The organism is Pseudomonas sp. B14-6 (assembly GCF_013260315.1).
GTDB lineage: Bacteria > Pseudomonadota > Gammaproteobacteria > Pseudomonadales > Pseudomonadaceae > Aquipseudomonas > Aquipseudomonas mandelii.
The window spans coordinates 286,561-304,130 of record NZ_CP053929.1 but is presented as its reverse complement, the minus strand read 5'-3'; the positions used below and the strand labels follow the sequence as shown (position 1 = coordinate 304,130).

The window sequence follows — 17,570 nt, the reverse complement described above, 5'->3', positions numbered from 1 at the left end:
CATTGACTCTATCGACAGGGTTGCGGAGTTTCATTTGTACATACGATTAGTCTGAACGACCTATGAATATACCTCCCCTAAACCTAAGTATTAATCCGGGGGCCGGGCAGCGTGAATTGCACCGTGGCACGCAACATCTCAGGCGGCTGCACCGCCCACGTGCGATCGAGTTCGTCCTTCAGGCCAAACTCATGTGCGAGTCGGCCAAGGCAGGCCGGGAGAGGTTGTTCCGCCGCAGGCCGCGCGATGAGCACAGGGCTGTCGCTGCCGGCGTTCGCGCGTAGCTCCCGACAGAAAATACGCTCACCGTCGTCCCAGGATAACTGCATGCTTTTGTTCATCTGAGGGTGAACACACGTTGGTTTTTTTATAGGCCGCACTGCGGTCAGGCTGTCGTCCAGTGTCACCACCTTACAGACTAGCGCCACTTCGCAGACCTTCACACCACTGAGAACATTCCTGAATGTATTGCTCCGCGCCCCTGTTAATACCTTTGTATAGATCCCTGCCACTGAGGTATGACTTTTCTGAACCGACGTAGCAGTGCGCCGGAAAAGTTCCGCCAATACCATGCACTCACAGCGGACGACTGCCGTCCCGCCAACTTGAAGAACAACTTCAAGACTATTGACCACTTCTTTTCAGGAACAAATCATGAAACAGCAAATTCTGGTTATCGGTGCGGGGTTCGGTGGTGTCTGGAGTGCATTGAGCGCCGCCCGTCTGCTGGACATGCACGACCGTAAGGACGTGGACATCACTCTGCTGGCGCCTCAGGCGGAATTGCGTATACGTCCGCGCTTCTACGAAACCGACGTGCACAAGATGTTCGCCCCCCTCGACGCGCTGTTCGATTCGGTGGGTGTGCGTTTCGTCAAAGGCATGGCCGAGCGTATCGACGAGCAGACCAAAACCGTCGGCTACCGCGATGAGGCGGGCCACGAGGGCACGTTGAGCTACGACCGTCTGATATTGGCCGCAGGCAGCCAGCTGGTCCGGCCGAAGGTGCCAGGTCTTGCCGAGCACGCCTTCGATGTGGATCAGATCGAAGCCGCCGTGCGCCTTGAAGACCACCTCAAATCCCTGAAAGACCGCCCTGCCAGCGTTGCCCGCAATACGGTGGTGGTCGCCGGTGGTGGTTTTACCGGCATCGAGACCGGCACCGAAATGCCGGCGCGCCTGCGGGCCGTGCTCGGTGACGATCAGGATGTGCGCGTGATCATTGTCGACCGTGCGCCGCAGATCGGCGCGACGATGGGTGATGGCATTCGTCCCTCCATCATCGAAGCGTCCGAACACCTGGGCGTCGAGTGGGTGGTCAACGCCACTGTCGCGGCAGTGGATGCCAACGGCGTGACCCTCGCCGATGGCCGCCACATCGAAGCCCAGACGGTGATCTGGACCGTCGGTTTCCGCGCCAGCCCGCTGACCGAACACCTGACCAGCGATCGCGACCCACAAGGGCGCTTGCACGTCGATGAGAACCTGAAGGTATTGGGCCAGACGCATGTCTATGCTGCCGGCGACGTCGCCTATGCCGCGACCGACGACCTTGGCAACTTCGCCGCCATGTCGTGCCAGCACGCGATCGCCTTGGGCCGTCATGCCGGGAACAACGTCGCCGCGGATCTGCTGGGTGTCGCGCCGACCCCTTACCGTCAACCGAAGTACGTGACCTGCCTCGACCTGGGCGCCTGGGGCGCAGTGTTCACCGAAGGCTGGGATCGCCAGCTCAAACTGGTCAAGGACGAGGCCAAGGAGCTCAAGACGCAGATCAACACTCAGTGGATCTACCCGCCAGCCGCTGATCGTGCCACCGCTCTGGCAGCGGCCGACCCGATGATTCCGGTGGCCTGAAGACCCGCCCGAACGTGGCGTCCGCGACAGCATCGCGGGCGCCTTTGCATTTTCCATCGTAATGCGTGCACCCAGATATGAATCAGCCAGACACTGGCGGTCATGGTTTAAGATCGTTTGAAGCGTCCTCCGGACTTGATAACCACTTCATGCGCTTAAACCTGAAGGTTCGTATGCCCTCCTCGCTACCCTTGCCGGTTCAATGCCCCCGCCAGCCCGCCCGCACATGGCTGCGGTCACTGCTGTTGCTGAGCGCCATCCTGCCAGGCATCGCCAATGCCGGGCCCAGACCCGACAACATGGTTTATCTGCGCACGATTGACCCCACCATCGAGCAAGATATCCGCTACGCCAGCGCCCACAACTTCACCGGACACTCGCTCGACGGATACGATGCCGCCGAGTGCCTGCTGTCGCTGGACACCGCCCAGGCCCTCGCCCGGGTGCAACAGGCACTTCAAAAGCAAGGCTACGGCTTGAAGGTGTTCGACTGCTATCGACCCAGCCGTGCGGTGGCCGATATGGGCCGCTTCGCGACTGAGCCGGGGAACCCGCGAAAAGCCGAGTTCTATCCGCGCGTCGACAAGCAGGACTTCTGGCGGCTGGGGTATGTGGCGCGGGTGTCGAATCACTCCAGAGGCTCAACCGTGGACCTGACGCTCATCGGCCCCAAGGCTCTGCCCGCCGACACCTGGATACCCAAGGCCGCGCAAGTCGATTGCACCGCGCCTTATGCCCAGCGCTGGCGCGACGGCGCACTCGACATGGGCACCGGGTACGATTGCTTCGATGAGCGTGCGCACACCGCCAACCCGACGATCAATGCGACGGCGAAGGAAAACCGTCAGCGGCTCAGCAGCGCCATGGAGAAACAGGGTTTCGCCGGTTACTCGAAAGAATGGTGGCACTTCACTTTCGGTGGAGACGGAGCGCCGAAGAACGTGATGGATTTTCCCATCACGCCGCTGAGTACCAGCGAGGTACTGGACAGCAGTCACCAATTGATTGTGGTCACCACAAAAAACTGGGACGACATTCAGGGCATCGCCCAGCGCTATGAACGAGACGGGGCCAGCTTTCGAAAAGTCGGCGACGGCTTTGCGGTGGTGGTCGGCAAGAACGGGATGGCGTGGGGTAAAGGGTTGGGCAACGTTGAGGCTGGTGAAGGACCGGTCAAACGTGAAGGTGATGGGAAAGCACCTGCCGGGATCTTCAGACTCGGGACTGCGTTTGGTTATGACGCGACGGCCGCGACAAAGCTGCCTTATCTTGCGCTGACCTCGACCACAGAGTGCGTGGATGACAGAAAATCCGAACGTTACAACGAATTGGTCGACGGCGCGGCGATAGCCAAGGACTGGAACAGTTCCGAGCAGATGCGCGAAGAGGCTGGGTATCGCAAAGGGATCTTTATCGAGCACAACACGCCAGCGTCACCGGGTGCAGGTTCGTGCATCTTTTTCCATATCTGGCGGGGACCTGCCTCGCCTACGTTGGGGTGTACGGCAATGGATCAGGGGGATATTTCGCGGTTGTTCGAGTGGCTGAATCCCCGTGAGTCTCCGGTGTTGGTGCAGATGCCTGAAGGGGAATATGAGCAATTGCGCGAGCGATGGAAGTTGCCGCGGCGTTGATGGAACAGGTGACTCGAATGCTGGATAACCACGTTCCGGCGGGTTAATCACCGGGCAGCTGCAGCATGAACGTTGGTGTTTAAGGGTGTTCGCCAGGCCTTGGTCAGCCCTGCTTCAAATCAAGGCAGTAGGTGTAATACCCCGGATCGCGCACGTAACCCAATGATTCATACAACCGCTGCGCGCCGAAATTATCCGTGGCCGTTTCCAGCACCATGCCCTTGGCGCCGGTCGACAGCGCAAAGGCCCGGGCAGCATTCATCAGCAACCTGCCTACGCCCTGCCCCCGGGCTTCGGGAGCGGTGAACAGGTCGCTGAGCAGCCAGGTGCGGTGGGCGTCGATGGAGGAGAACGTCGGGTACAGCTGGACGAACCCCAACGCATCACCGCAAAGGTCCGATGCGAAAAAGATCACGGATTCATCCCGCGCAATGCGTTCGGCGATGAAGTCCCGGGACTGTTGAAGGTTCGAGGGCTGGCCGTAGAAGCCTCGATAAGCGTCGAAGAGGTGGGCGATTTTGTCGATGTGCGTTGCCTCGACGCGCAAGACTTGGACGGCCATGCCTGGGGTCTCCGTAGGCGGTTACTTGGGTTGCGCCACCGTGCGCAAATAAGGTTTCACTGTCTTGAAACCCTCCGGGTATTTTTTCTTCGCGTCCTCGTCGGAGACGGAAGTCGGAATAATCACGTCCTCGCCCGGACGCCAGTTCACCGGCGTGGCAACGGTGTGCTTGGCGTTCAGCTGCAGTGCATCGAGCAGACGCAATACCTCATCAAAGTTGCGCCCGGCACTCATCGGGTAGATGAGCATCGCCTTGACCTTTTTGTCCGGCCCGATGATGAACACGGAACGCACCGTGGCGTTGTCCACGGCCGTGCGTGCACCGCCGCTGGCATTCGGATGGATCATGTCGTAGAGCTTGGCCACCACCAGGTTTTCGTCGCCGATCATGGGGTAGTTGACCGCATGCCCCTGGGTTTCTTCGATGTCCTTGGCCCAGCTCGCATGATTGCTGACGGGGTCGACGCTGAGCCCGACCACCTTGGTGTTGCGTTTATCGAATTCCGGCTTGAGCCCTGCCATGTAACCGAGCTCAGTGGTGCACACCGGGGTGAAGTCCTTGGGATGCGAGAACAGAATCGCCCACTTGTCGCCGATCCACTCATGGAAATGCAGCGTGCCCTCGGTGCTTTCGACGGTAAAGTCCGGTGCTTCGTCGCCAATGCGGATGGTCATATCGTTCTCCTGACTGTGAGTTCGCAGGGAAGCCGCCGGAACGCGAGTCGCTGTTCCAACGGCATTCGGGATCTGTGTTGAGCCGATCAACGCGCATCAGTATAGGAGACGCTTCAAGACCTGCCGGTAACCGGGACATTCACTTTGTAAGTCGTTGATTCAGGCCCTTGAAGGCTGCTCAGGCAACACCGCCAGCGCTGATGTTCTCGCCATCAGGTAGTAGAGAATGCCCGGCACCACCAGTCCCACGATCCAGGAAACATCGACACCGCCGAGCTGCGCGACCATCGGCCCGGAGTAGAAATGCGTGTCGACGAAAGGCAACTGGATCAATACGCCGATGACATACACGCTGATCCCGCGCGCGTTCCAGCGACCATACCGGCCCGCCGGATCGGACAGCTCAATCTGCACCTCAAGACACTCACAGAAACTCTGTGAGTGAACTGACCATATTCGCGTCCTTGTTTGTCCTTACATCTCCACCTGAGTCCCCAGTTCAATCACCCTGTTTAGTGGCAATCTGAAATATTTCAGGTTGCTGTTGGCGTTTTTCAGCAGGAACGCGAACAGACTTTCTCGCCAGCGCGCCATCCCAATGCGCTTGGTAGGGATCACCGTCTCCCGACTGAGGAAATAGGTCGTGCGCATCGGGCTGAAATCCAGCTCATTCAAGTGACAAAGACTTAAGGCCATCGGTACATCGGGCTCCTCCATGAAACCGAAGTGCAGACTGACTCGGAAGAACCCTTCGCCATAGGCTTCAACCTCAAACCGTCGATCAGCAGACACCCGAGGACTGTCTTCAGACACCACGGTTAGAAGTACCACCTGCTCGTGCAAAACCTGGTTATGCAGCAGATTGTGCAGTAACGCATGCGGAACAGCATCGGCCCTGGCCGTCAGAAAAACCGCCGTTCCCTGCACCCGATGCGGAGGCTGCGAACGAATGCTGCTGATGAACAACGGCAGAGGCAGCGCGGTCTCGTCCAACCGCTCGACGATGATTTTTCGCCCTCGCTTCCAGGTGGTCATCAAGATGAACAGGCCAATACCGGCGATCACCGGAAACGCACCGCCCTGAAAAATCTTCGGCGCATTGGCGGCGAAGTACAGACCGTCTACCAGCAAAAATCCGATCAGCATCGGGATGGCCAGCCAGCGCGGCGTTTTCCAAAGAAGCAGGACGACAGCTGAAGATAAAATGGTGGTGATCAACATGGTGCCCGTCACAGCGACCCCATAGGCAGCAGCCAAGGCACTGGACGACTCGAAGCCGATCACAAGCAGCACAACACCGACCATCAACGCCCAGTTAACCGTGCCGATGTAAATTTGCCCCTGCTCCTTGCTCGAAGTGTGCTGGATGAACATGCGAGGGACGTACCCTAACTGGATGGCCTGGCGCGTCAGGGAAAAAGCACCAGAGATCACGGCTTGAGACGCGATGATGGTTGCCAGCGTGGAGAGCGCGACCATCGGCAGCAGTGCCCACTCGGGAGCCAGAAGGTAGAACGGATTGCGCACAGCCTCCGGGTTGCCCAGGATCAAGGCTCCCTGGCCAAAATAATTGAGTACCAACCCTGGCAACACCAGAATGAACCAGGCACGGGCAATCGGTTTGCGACCAAAGTGGCCCATGTCGGCATACAGCGCCTCAGCACCGGTCAGTGCCAACACGACAGCGCCCAAAATCGCTACACCCATGCCCGGATGAACCACGAAAAATTGCACGGCCCAAGCGGGGTTGAGCGCTTGCAGGACTTCGGGGCGCTGAAAAATACCGTAGACACCGAGTGCACCCAACACCACAAACCACAGCACCATGACAGGGCCAAACAGGATGCCGATTCGGGCCGTGCCATGTTTCTGGATCAAGAACAGCGCCACCAACACGATCACTGACAAGGGCACGACCCAGTGCTCTATCCCGTCAAACGCCAGCTGAAGTCCTTCGACCGCAGAGAGCACCGAAATAGCCGGGGTGATCATGCTGTCCCCGTAAAAAAGTGCCGCACCGAACAGGCCGAGCAACACCAGGACCTTGCTCATGTGCGGATAAGGTGCGGCCGCACGACGTGCTAAGGCCGTCAACGCCATGATGCCGCCTTCACCCTGATTGTTGGCACGCAGGATGAACAGTACGTATTTGATCGAGACGACCCAGATCAGTGACCAAAAGATCAACGACAGAATGCCCAGCACGCCGTCATGGTTTACCTGGACGCCGTAGTGGCCGGAAAATACTTCTTTCAGCGTGTAGAGGGGGCTGGTGCCAATGTCCCCGTAAACCACTCCGACAGCGGCGACGAGCAAGCCCACTCCTGACGTTTTTGATGGGGAGTCTTCGTATGCAACGGTTGCTGTCTTACTCAAGGGTCGCTTCTCTCAAATTACGGGGAGGAAGTGCATCCCATCCTTGGGCAATACAGTTTGCCAGGGCCATTTGAAAAGCAAGGCGCATGGACGATCAAAAAAATCGCGCCCAGTATCGTTGCGGGCAAAAACACCGATCGTAAAGAAAGCGTAAAAATTTTTACGGCAGCCAGGTAATCCGGGGGCTGCTGTTCGAGACGTGGGTAGCTGTTGTGCACTTTTTTTTTGCGCTTTTTTTGTCTCGTCGCGAGAAAACTTGCGTTCAGCAACCGTAAGCTAAGCTTAGAGCAGCTTATTGCACACGATGCTCGCGTCTGCAGGTTTGGGGTTGTTCTGGAGAGCGTCTGCAACAGCTATTTCAGACAGGCCCAACCTATTCACGCAGGACTACGTGATGACCGAGCCCTTCCTCAGTTTTGATCAACTCAAACGTGCTGCCGCCTCCGGCGAGATTGATACTGTTCTGGTTTGCATGGTCGACATGCAAGGCCGACTGGTCGGCAAGCGATTCCAGGTCGAGTTTTTTATCGACAGCGGCCACGAAGAAACCCACTGCTGCAATTACCTGCTGGCCGACGACATCGACATGGAACCCGTGCCGGGGTACGCCGCCGCCAGTTGGAGCAAAGGCTACGGCGACTTCGTCCTCAAGCCCGACATGTCGACCTTGCGGCGGGTACCCTGGCTGGAATGCACGGCGCTGGTGCTGTGTGATGTCCTCGATCATCACCATCGGCGGGATCTGCCGCACAGCCCGCGGGCGATTCTGAAAAAGCAGATCGAGCGACTGCGCGAACGCGGCTACACCGGCATGTTCGCCTCGGAACTGGAGTTCTATCTGTTCGACGAAAGCTACGAGGCCATCCACGAGCGCAACTACCACAAGCCAAAAACCGCCGGCCACTACATCGAGGATTACAACATCCTCCAGACCACCCGCGAGGAGCCGGTGCTGCGGGCGATTCGCAAGCATCTGCAAGCGTCCGGCATTCCCGTGGAAAACTCCAAGGGTGAATGGGGCCCGGGCCAGGAAGAGATCAACATTCGTTACGCCGATGCGCTGACGATGGCGGACCACCACGTCATCATCAAGCACGCCTGCAAAGAGATCGCGCAGTTGCAGGGCAAGGCGATCACGTTCATGGCCAAGTGGCGGTATGACGCCGCCGGGTCCAGCAGCCACATTCACAATTCGCTGTGGGACAAAAACGCCAAGAAGCCGCTGTTCTTCGACGCCAAGGCCGAGTTCGGCATGTCGAAGTTGATGCGTGCCTGGGTGGCCGGCCAGCTGAAATACGCCAACGACATCACCTGCTTTCTCGCGCCGTACATCAACTCCTACAAGCGCTTTCAGGCCGGCACCTTTGCGCCGACCCGGGCGGTCTGGAGCCGCGACAATCGCACCGCAGGCTTTCGTCTGTGTGCAGAAAGCAGCAAATCCATCCGCATCGAATGCCGCATCGGCGGCGCCGACCTCAACCCTTATCTGGCCTTTGCCGCGTTGATCGCTGCGGGGCTGGCCGGTATCGACGAGAAGCTCAACCTCACGCCGCCCTTTGAAGGCGATGCCTACGTCGACGAACACTTGCCTGAAGTGTCGAAGACACTGCGCGAAGCCTGCGCCGCCCTTCAGGGCTCCACCATGTTGCGCGAGGCATTCGGTGATGAAGTGATCGACCACTACGTGCACACCGCCGAGTGGGAGCAGAAAGAGTACGACCGGCGCATCACCGACTGGGAATTGCAGCGCGGTTTCGAGCGCTATTGAGACCGCCATCATGACTGCAACGATTCAACTCATTTCACCGGTCGATGGCCGGGTCTATGCCGAACGTCGCTGCGCCGATGCTGCGCAGATCGAGCAGGCGCTGGCGGCTGCCGCAGCGGCCCAGGCGCAATGGAAGCACCGACCGCTGAACGAGCGCGCCGATTTTTGCGATGCCGCCGTGGACGCGATGCTGGCCATGAAGGACGAAATCGTCCCGGAACTGGCCTGGCAAATGGGCCGCCCCGTGCGCTTTGGCGCGGGCGAACTGCGCGGTTTCGAAGAGCGCGCCCGGCATATGATCGCCATTGCACCCGAAGCGTTGGCAGCCATTGAACCCACACCTGTCGCCGGTTTCCGCCGCTGTATCAAGCGCGAGCCGATGGGTACGGTGCTGGTCGTCGCTCCTTGGAATTACCCCTATCTGACGGCAGTGAATACGATCATTCCGGCACTGATGGCCGGCAACAGCGTCATCCTCAAACACGCCTCACAAACGCTGCTGGTGGGCGAACGGTTCGCCGAAGCGTTTCGCCGCGCCAATCTGCCCGAAGGCCTGTTCCATAACCTGCTGCTCAATCATGACCAGACCGCCGCAATCATTGCCTCTGGCCGCGTGCAGCAGGTGAACTTCACCGGCTCGGTCGGCGGTGGCAGAACGATGGAAAGCGCAGCGTCAGGCCACTTCCTCGGCCTCGGCCTGGAACTCGGCGGCAAGGACCCGGCCTACGTTCGCGCAGACGCCAACCTCGACCACGCGGTGGAGAACCTGGTGGACGGCAGCTTCTTCAACTCAGGGCAAAGCTGCTGCGCCGTCGAGCGCATTTATGTCGATGAAAAAATCTACCCGGCGTTTGTCGAGCGATTCGTCGCGCTGACGAATCAATACGTACTGGGCAATCCATTGGACGAAGCCACCACACTCGGTCCGCTGGTCAATCCGGGCGCGGCTGAATTTGTGCGCGGGCAAATCGCCGATGCGCTGGCCAAGGGCGCAACAGCGCTGATCGATCCGAAGGCCTTTCCCCTCGACGCACCCGGCAGCGCCTACCTCGCGCCCCAGGTGCTGGTCGATGTCAGCCATCACATGTCGGTGATGCGCGAAGAAAGTTTTGGTCCCGTGGTCGGCATCATGCCGGTGACCAGCAATGACCAGGCCATTGCCTTGATGAACGACAGCGAGTTCGGGCTCAGCGCTTCCGTCTGGACTCAGGACCTCGCCGCCGCCGAACGCTTGGGCAACGCGATCGACACCGGCACCGTGTTCATGAACCGCTGCGATTACCTGGACCCGGCCCTGGCCTGGACCGGCGTCAAGAACAGCGGTCGCGGCGTGACGCTATCGCGCCTGGGCTACGAGCATCTGACCCGAGCAAAATCCTTCCATTTGCGCCATGAGATCTGAGCCATGAGCCTGACCGGAAACTGGAACTACCCCACGAGCATCCGCTTCGGTGTCGGTCGCATCGGCGAGCTGGCCGAGGTCTGTCGCAGCCAGGGTATCCAGCGACCGTTGCTGGTCACCGACAGCGGCCTGGGGCGCGCGCCGATCACCACGGCAGCGTTGGATTCCTTGCGCGCCGCCGGCCTCGGCGTCGCGCTGTTTTGCGACCTCAAGCCCAATCCTGTCGAAGCCAACCTCGCAGGCGGACTCGATGCCTGGCGCGCCGGCAAACACGATGGCGTGGTGGCTTTTGGCGGCGGCAGCGGCCTGGACATGGGCAAGCTCATCGCTTTCATGAGCGGCCAGACCCGGCCGGTCTGGGATTTCGAAGACATCGGCGACTACTGGACACGCGCCAACGAGAGCCAAATCGCTCCGGTTATCGCGGTGCCGACGACGGCGGGCACCGGTTCGGAAGTAGGCCGCGCAGCGGTGATTATCGATGAACGCACCCACACCAAACGCATCATCTTCCACCCCAAAATGATGCCGCGCGTGGTCATCAGCGACCCGGCCCTGACCGTCGGCATGCCGGCCAAAGTCACCGCCGGCACCGGCATGGACGCCTTGGCGCACTGCCTGGAAGCCTACTGCGCGCCTGGTTTTCACCCGCTGGCCGATGGCATCGCAGTGGAAGGCATCCGCTTGGTGGCCAACGCGCTGGTGCGGGCAGTCCACACCCCGTCCGATCTCGATGCGCGAGCGCAAATGCTCGCCGCCGCCGCGATGGGCGCCACCGCATTCCAGAAAGGCCTGGGCGGCATGCACGCCCTCTCGCATCCGGTCGGCGCGCTGTACGACACCCATCACGGCATGACCAACGCCACCTTCATGCCCTACGTACTGCAATTCAATCGCCCCGCCATCGAAGAACGCATCACGCGCCTGGCGGCTTATCTGCGCCTGCCCTCGCCCGGCTTCGACAGCTTTCTGGCCTTCATCCTCAAACTGCGCAAAGACATCGGCGTGCCGCACACGCTGGTCGAGTTGGGCGTGGATGACCAACAGGCCGACCTGATCGCGGACATGGCCATTGTCGACCCCTCTGCCGGCGGCAACCCGCTGCCATTGACCCGGGCTGGCGCGGCAAGCATTTTCGACGCGGCTTATCACGGCCGTATCTAGAGCAGTTGTCTGTCCAGACATCGGGCATGGACAGGGTGTACCGGTTGAAAAAGGAGCAGTACGACAAGGGGTTGAAAGCCAGCCCATCCGGGACACGGATGGATGCGTATCAAAACCTGAAGGGGCACACAACATGAAGCCAGCAAGCCAAGCCGGCACCAACGCGTCGCACGACGATGACGTCAAGGTGCTGCACAGCATGGGCTATGCCCAGCAACTCTCGCGACGAATGGGCGTTTTCTCCAACTTTGCCATTTCCTTTTCGATCATCTGCATCCTCTCGGGTGGCATCAACTCACTCGCCCAGGGCACCTCGGGCGCGGGTGGTGCGTCCATCGGCATCGGCTGGCCGGTCGGTTGCCTGATCTCCGGGGTCTTCGCCATGGCCATGGCGCAGATCTCATCAGCCTACCCAACCGCTGGCGGCCTCTATCACTGGGGCTCGATTCTCGGGAACCGCTTTACCGGGTGGCTGACGGCCTGGTTCAACTTGTTGGGGCTGGTGACCGTGCTCGGCGCGATCAACGTCGGCACTTACTACTTCTTTTTTGGTGCTTTCGGACCCGCATTGGGGATGGAAGACACCATCACGACACGGATGATTTTCCTGGCGATCCTCACGGGGTTGCAGGCCTTGTTTAACCACCTGGGGATTGGCCTGACCGCGAAGCTCACCGATTTCTCGGGCTATCTGATCTTCGCCACTGCACTGGCGCTGACCATCGTCTGCCTGATCTCGGCGCCCAGTTATGAGTTTGCCCGGTTATGGACCTTCAGCAACTACTCCGGCGAAGCAGGCGGCAACGTCTGGCCGCAGGTCTCGAACGGCTGGATCTTCATGCTCGGCCTGCTCTTGCCGATCTACACCATCACCGGTTATGACGCCTCCGCGCACACCTCCGAAGAAACCCGCAATGCCGCCCTGTCCGTGCCACGGGGCATGGTCATGTCGGTGGTCTGGTCGATGCTGTTCGGCTGGGTGATGCTCAGCTCGTTCGTGCTGATGCTGCCGAGCATGGACGAAGCGGCGAAGCATGGCTGGACCGTGTTTTTCTGGGCGATGGACACGCAAGTGAACCCGACGGTAAAAACGGCGCTGTACGTGGCCATTTTCATCTCGCAATTCCTCTGCGGACTGGCGACCGTGACCTCGGTCTCGCGCATGATCTTCGCCTTCTCCCGCGACGGAGGCCTGCCCTTCTCCAGAGCATTGTCATCGGTCTCGCCAACCCTGCGCAGCCCGGTGGCGGCAATCTGGACCGGCGCCACCCTCGCGGTGTTGTTCGTCTGGGGCTCGTCGGTGATCTCGATCGGTGAAACACCGGTCTACACCATCGTCGTGTCTTGCACGGTGATCTTCCTGTTCTTCTCCTTCATCATCCCTATCGTGCTCGGCCTGTTCACCTACGGGACCTCGAGGTGGCCAACCATGGGACCGTGGAACATGGGACGCTTCTGGTTCACCGTGTTCGCCCTCCTCTCGATCCTCTCGATGGTGATCATCTTCGTCATCGGCATCCAGCCACCGAACGATTGGGCGCTGTACATCACCATTGGTTTCCTGGTGCTGACGGCGATTGTCTGGTTCGGTTTTGAAGCCCGCCGCTTCCAGGGGCCGCCGGTGGGCGACGTGATCATCAGGCGTCAGGCTGAAATCGCTGCGGCGGAAGAGGCGCTGAACAAACGTTTCGGAGACTGATGCCACCACCATAAAAACGGGACGCCAAGCGTCCCGTTTTATGAAAACAGATAGATCAGGAGTTGTTTAATGAACTGACATTCACTTCCTACGGGCACTGATAGCTTCGACAACGCCCACAAAGCCACTACCGCCTGAGCCTGTTCCCCGGCAGCAATCCCGAGGTGTGTTGCCGCTGTGCGGGTACCGTCGTCGATTACAGCAGAGGAGTTTTACGCTGCGTTGGGTTATCAGAACATCCGCGACGAGTTCCATGGGGCTGAGCACACCATCGTTATGGAAAAGCGGCTTGAGGCTACCCCCCTAGTCGCTCAGTTTGCGGGCACGGTGATCACAGGCGTTTGTGGCGCCACGCCCGTTTCGGCCAGCGAAAACAGTACAAGAATAAACAAGAACTCCGATTTGGATTTCATGTCACGGTCATCGATCCAGAACCAATAGTCGCGATAGCGAACGGCTGCATAGGCATCGATTGGCCGCTCCCTGCTTGAGTGAATGCGCACTAATGGTTCGTCCCATGGGCTTGGATGCTCAGGCGCGGCAGGCGCCGGGTTTGCACGTCCTTCTTGCACATGGGCAGGTGGAACCTCGATGGTAGCGGCCAGCTCCACGAAGATTTCCGACATGGAACGAGTGAGTAGCACGACCTCGGTATCATCCTGCTGCACCATGCCGAACTTTAGATTCAGCTCGCTGGCATCGGGGCTCAAGTGAAGGAGTTCGCGCACCTTTCGGCGATCTTTCTCGATGTCGTCGGAGACGTCCCGCGAGATCAGGACGAGCATGCTTTCATCGTTGCTTCGTTGATTGATGCGCATCCCCAGCGACTCAGAGCGCTGGATCCGTCTGAAGGCCTCCAGTAACTCGTAGAAACGCGGATCTGCTGCTCGAAAACGCGAGGGGGATGTGGATCGGTTATAGACACCATTAACGGCGCTGGTGGTCAATTGCAGGACGCGATCGATAGGATAGCCGGCCTGAATCAGGGAAAACACGGCAGCCGGCGATAGGGGCTGCAATAAATAACGAGAGAATCTCTCCCCGGAAAGCGGGGTGTAGCTGATCGTCGGACGATCCGTGTACACCCCGGATGCCCCTATGGCCTGGCTGTTTCCATCGCTGGGAAGTCCAGAATACCAACTCGCTGCGAGGGTGACCTGGCTCTGCATCGCGCTGGAGGCAATGACCGAGGAAACCTCGAGGAACACGGGCGCATCTGCGTAGCGTAATTTGACGATATTGAGCAGTGTCTGTTCTTTCCAGGTCGAGGCAATAACTGCACTGTAATCTGTACGGTCACGCTGAATCGAGTTCGGTCCCATCGTTGTGCACCCGGTCACGCAGCAGGCAACGAAGAAGAGCGCTACTTGACGAGTACGGCCCGGCAATAGCCTGGTCTTCGCCGTTGAAAGATCGTGATCCATGACCTTGCCTCACAACGTATTGTTCTGTTGCACTGGGCAATCGGGTTCAGCACGCGAGGTAATGACTGCGCACTGGATCGGTTTCATAAGTCTTCTTCTATCAACACTTTGATGCGCCCTGATTTTTCAGCGGCCACCAACGAGGCATGGTCTTTCGCGTTTTGCTTGGCGTAGCTCTGGGCAAATTCGCCAATAGCCAGATCGAAGGTGTCCGACTTGCCCAAATAGCCGCTGATGAGCGCAGCATCCCCGGATTTGGCGTGGGCACGGGCCAGTGTGAGACCGCACAACTCGGCATACAGCTTCATCTGATCGACCGTCGCGCCCTCGACAGGGGCCGCCATTTTCATGTCTCGTAACTGCCGGACGAAGAAATGCCGGCCACTTTCCCCCTGCGTCCAGCCCAGGAAAATATCGCTGGAGGACTGCATCAGGCGTTGCCCGGTGACCACGCGCTCACCTTGATTCTCAAAGTCACTCTTGCCCGCAAAAGGAGCCAACACCGAAGGACAGGCTTCCTTGAATTGAAGGAGCAACGGGTGATTTTCAGCAGAAAAGAACAGGCCGACAAAACAATAGGTGCCGACGCTTCCGATCCCGACAGCCTTGACGACAAAGTCTTCGAGACGGTAACGATCGAACAGCACACGCCGTTCAAGCGGTAGCGATAATCGATAGTCTTGCAGCGCCACCTGCACACGTTGTGCAAAGTCCTTTTCATAGATATGAAACAGTATCGGTGGCTGATCGAGCAGGCGTCGACGTCCCGCTACTACGCTGCTGATTGTCGGATAAAGGTATTCGCCGATGCGTGCTTTGGCCTTGGCAATCAGCTGAACTCGGTTCTTTTTGATTTTGGCGTTGGGGGCCATGTCGATGATCGTTTGAGCGTCCAGGCGGTCATACCAGACGTCCAGCGGGCTCATCTTCGACAGTTTGCGCAGGCGCTCGCGGTAAGCACGAACACACTGGACCGCTATCGCCTGGGCGTCTTTGTCGCTGAGCCGGTTGTCACGGGCAGCCACGACGAAACTGATTGCGAGGCGTTTTACATCCCATTCCCAAGGGCTGGAAGCGTTTCGTCGAAATCGTTAATGTCAAAAATCAGGTTGCGTTCAGGAGTGGCAAAAAGTCCGAAGTTCAAAAGATGACAATCCCCGCAGGCTTGGACTTGAATGCCTGTGTTCGGCGTATTAGCCAAGTCATGAGCCATCACCCCGGCAGAGCCACGCAAAAAGGTAAACGGGCTGCGTAACATGCGCCCGTAGCGAACCGGAATCAGATTGGGCAGGCGATATCGGTTAGACGCTTCCAGGATTTCAATCGGGTCGCGGTGTTTACGCTTCGGCTTCCAAACGGCGTGAAGTGCGTGCGGCACGCTCTCGGATAAACGCTCACCTGCTTCCAGTCGTTCTTTGCGCGAGCGAAATATCGGTTCATCGCTCTCCATGCCTTTTGCGTCCTTCAACGTACCTTTGATAGGACTCTGCTTGTTGCGAGACATGTCCGCTCCTTTGTTCTCTGGGGCACCATTGAGTCAACCACGGTTGTAATGAGCCATATCAGGGCAAGGCCGTAGCCATTGTTCATCAAAACGCTAACACCAGATGGCATTGGCATTTCTGACAAAAATCAATGCAGCGACGGGAAAAGCGTTCAGTGATGGGATGCCTTCAAGCAGATGTGCCAACGCCCGGATCTACCGGGCGTTCGATGGAAAAATAAATCCGTCCCCTTTTTTTCCCTTCCCTTTTTTTCCTCTCACACTTCCCCCCACGCAACAGCGGCATTGTCATCGCAACGGGGGCAGATCCGATCGTGATACGAACAGTGCAAGCACGGCAGCCACCAGAAGAAATAGTCCACTCGCGATGAATGTTGCCTGGTAGCCAGCTCCGTCATAAAGCAGCCCACCCAGCGTCGCGCCGAGTGTGATAGCCAACTGAATAACCGCCACCATCAAACCGCCTCCGGTTTCGGCATCACGGGGAAGCGTGCGTGATAGCCATGTGAACCAGCCCACAGGCGCGCACGTAGCAATCAGGCCCCACACACCCAGCAAAACGGCTGTCGCCCACATCGAGTTGCCGAAGACGAGTAGAGCCACAGCAATCCCCGACATCAGCAGTGGAATGATCATCAGCACTCGATTTAGGCTTCTGTTCAACACCGGGCCGATCACCATGGTGCCCACCAATCCGGCCATTCCGATAATCAGCAATAGCAGTGACAGTCCAGACACATCAACGCGGGTCACCGACTCTAGAAACGGACGCAGATAGGTGAATAACGCGAACTGCCCCATAAACAAAAATGCCACTGCGGCCATGCCCAGCGAGACGTTGGCGCTACCTAACAGCCGAAACACATCAAGTGCAGATCCAGACTCAATTTGCCCAGGCATTTTCGGCAGCGTGAATGCTTGCCAACAGAGCGCCAGAGCGGCGAGCGGAACCACGCAGAAGAATGCACCTCGCCAGCCGATCAGCCCGCCCATGAAACTGCCAATGGGGGCTGCGACTGCAGTGGCGAGTGCGGTACCGCCCTGAATCAAAGCGATGGCTTTAGGCACAAAACTTTCGGGAGCAATCCGTATCATGACAGCGGTCGACATTGACCAACTGCCACCAATGGCGATCCCCAAAATGGCTCGACCCACCATCAGTGTCGAGTAGTTCGGGGCAAAAGCGACGAGCGTGCCAGAGGCAATCATCAAGGCCGTCAGGAAAAGCAAAACGGGTCTTCGGTCGAGCCGGCGAATGACTGAAGAGATGAAAAGGCTGGTGACAACCGCGAAGAGGCCGGAAATTGAAATCGCTTGTCCGGCCTGCCCCTCTGTCAGCGCGAGATCGGTCGCAATCGGTGTGAGCAAGCTCACCGGCAGAAACTCCGATGTCACCAACGCAAAGGCGCACAGCGACATCGCCAGGACGGCGCCCCATACCTGTCGGCTCGCGGCTTGAATAGGTAAGGCAGTGCTGCTCATCTGATTTCCTTCAATACGTAGAG

The 17,570-nt window shown here is 58.7% G+C and carries 11 protein-coding genes and 4 pseudogenes; 7 read left to right on the top strand and 8 right to left on the bottom strand.

Annotated features, from left to right (window positions below):
* Positions 1-107 precede the first annotated feature (107 nt).
* A pseudogene (locus HP062_RS31375) lies at positions 108-329 on the bottom strand (hypothetical protein); the annotation flags it as partial.
* A 325-nt stretch (positions 330-654) separates the two neighbouring features.
* On the opposite strand from HP062_RS31375, the gene HP062_RS01320 reads away from it, so the two are divergent.
* Entirely contained in the window at positions 655-1,857 is a 1,203-nt protein-coding gene (locus HP062_RS01320; protein WP_172790651.1) for an NAD(P)/FAD-dependent oxidoreductase, read from the top strand.
* A 173-nt stretch (positions 1,858-2,030) separates the two neighbouring features.
* A complete protein-coding gene (locus tag HP062_RS01315; RefSeq protein WP_172792522.1) occupies positions 2,031-3,491 on the top strand; it encodes a M15 family metallopeptidase in 1,461 nt (486 codons plus the stop codon).
* 103 nt (positions 3,492-3,594) lie between these two features.
* Here HP062_RS01315 and HP062_RS01310 read toward each other — a convergent pair whose 3' ends face one another.
* From HP062_RS01310 to HP062_RS01295, 4 genes and pseudogenes are all read right to left on the bottom strand, one after another.
* Positions 3,595-4,053 (bottom strand): N-acetyltransferase, encoded by a 459-nt coding sequence (locus HP062_RS01310; RefSeq protein WP_172790650.1) that lies wholly within the window; start codon positions 4,051-4,053, stop codon positions 3,595-3,597.
* Between the two features lie 21 nt (positions 4,054-4,074).
* Entirely contained in the window at positions 4,075-4,728 is a 654-nt protein-coding gene (locus tag HP062_RS01305; RefSeq protein ID WP_172790649.1) for a peroxiredoxin, read from the bottom strand.
* 159 nt (positions 4,729-4,887) lie between these two features.
* A pseudogene (locus tag HP062_RS01300) lies at positions 4,888-5,130 on the bottom strand (cytosine permease); the annotation flags it as partial.
* A gap of 72 nt (positions 5,131-5,202) precedes the next feature.
* On the bottom strand, positions 5,203-7,104 hold the full coding sequence (locus HP062_RS01295) for a potassium transporter Kup (RefSeq protein WP_172790648.1): 1,902 nt from the start codon (positions 7,102-7,104) through the stop codon (positions 5,203-5,205).
* Between the two features lie 394 nt (positions 7,105-7,498).
* Here HP062_RS01295 and HP062_RS01290 point away from each other — a divergent pair, with 394 nt between their 5' ends.
* From HP062_RS01290 to HP062_RS01270, 5 genes and pseudogenes are all read left to right on the top strand, one after another.
* Positions 7,499-8,872 (top strand): glutamine synthetase family protein, encoded by a 1,374-nt coding sequence (locus HP062_RS01290; RefSeq protein WP_172790647.1) that lies wholly within the window; start codon positions 7,499-7,501, stop codon positions 8,870-8,872.
* 10 nt (positions 8,873-8,882) lie between these two features.
* A complete protein-coding gene (locus HP062_RS01285) occupies positions 8,883-10,274 on the top strand; it encodes an aldehyde dehydrogenase family protein (protein WP_145310792.1) in 1,392 nt (463 codons plus the stop codon).
* 3 nt (positions 10,275-10,277) lie between these two features.
* A complete protein-coding gene (locus tag HP062_RS01280) occupies positions 10,278-11,438 on the top strand; it encodes an iron-containing alcohol dehydrogenase (protein WP_083377136.1) in 1,161 nt (386 codons plus the stop codon).
* 133 nt (positions 11,439-11,571) lie between these two features.
* Positions 11,572-13,137 (top strand): amino acid permease, encoded by a 1,566-nt coding sequence (locus tag HP062_RS01275; protein WP_083377137.1) that lies wholly within the window; start codon positions 11,572-11,574, stop codon positions 13,135-13,137.
* Positions 13,138-13,305: 168 nt separating this feature from the next.
* Positions 13,306-13,428 (top strand): annotated as a pseudogene (locus HP062_RS01270) (GNAT family N-acetyltransferase); the annotation flags it as partial.
* A gap of 20 nt (positions 13,429-13,448) precedes the next feature.
* On the opposite strand, the gene HP062_RS01265 reads toward HP062_RS01270, so the two are convergent.
* From HP062_RS01265 to HP062_RS01255, 3 genes and pseudogenes are all read right to left on the bottom strand, one after another.
* Positions 13,449-14,561, bottom strand: coding sequence for a hypothetical protein (locus HP062_RS01265; RefSeq protein WP_010459008.1), 1,113 nt, complete (start codon positions 14,559-14,561; stop codon positions 13,449-13,451).
* Positions 14,562-14,644: 83 nt separating this feature from the next.
* Positions 14,645-15,819: pseudogene (locus HP062_RS01260) on the bottom strand (DUF2252 domain-containing protein).
* Positions 15,820-16,353: 534 nt separating this feature from the next.
* Complete coding sequence (locus HP062_RS01255) at positions 16,354-17,547, bottom strand: MFS transporter (protein ID WP_010459004.1); 1,194 nt, start codon at positions 17,545-17,547, stop codon at positions 16,354-16,356.
* Positions 17,548-17,570 lie beyond the last annotated feature (23 nt).